This window comes from Halomonas sp. SIMBA_159 (assembly GCF_046536035.1).
Classification (GTDB): Bacteria; Pseudomonadota; Gammaproteobacteria; order Pseudomonadales; family Halomonadaceae; genus Vreelandella; species Vreelandella venusta_A.
The window spans coordinates 1-237 of sequence record NZ_JAWJBT010001588.1 but is presented as its reverse complement, the minus strand read 5'-3'; the positions used below and the strand labels follow the sequence as shown (position 1 = coordinate 237).

Below are 237 nucleotides of genomic sequence, written 5' to 3'. Positions count from 1 at the left end.
CCTTCATCCACGAAATGGGTCACAAGTGGCTTGATGAACTGATCATCGATGCAGCTCGCCCCGCTGCGACGGAGCAAACGAAGGCCGATCTTCAGACGGTCATGGATTGGTTCTCGAAAGAGGCCGGCGAGACGATCACGGCTGAGAACTTTGGCGTCGATCAACACGAGCTGTGGGCGCGCGGCTGGGAACGCTACCTCATGGAGGGCGTGTCTCCCTCGCTGGAGCTTCGCGCCG

The 237-nt window shown here is 60.3% G+C and carries 1 protein-coding gene; it reads left to right on the top strand.

What is annotated here, in order from left to right; all coding sequences use genetic code 11:
• A partial coding sequence (locus R0J87_RS24580) for a hypothetical protein (protein ID WP_498889656.1) occupies positions 1 to 237 on the top strand: 237 nt, incomplete at both ends.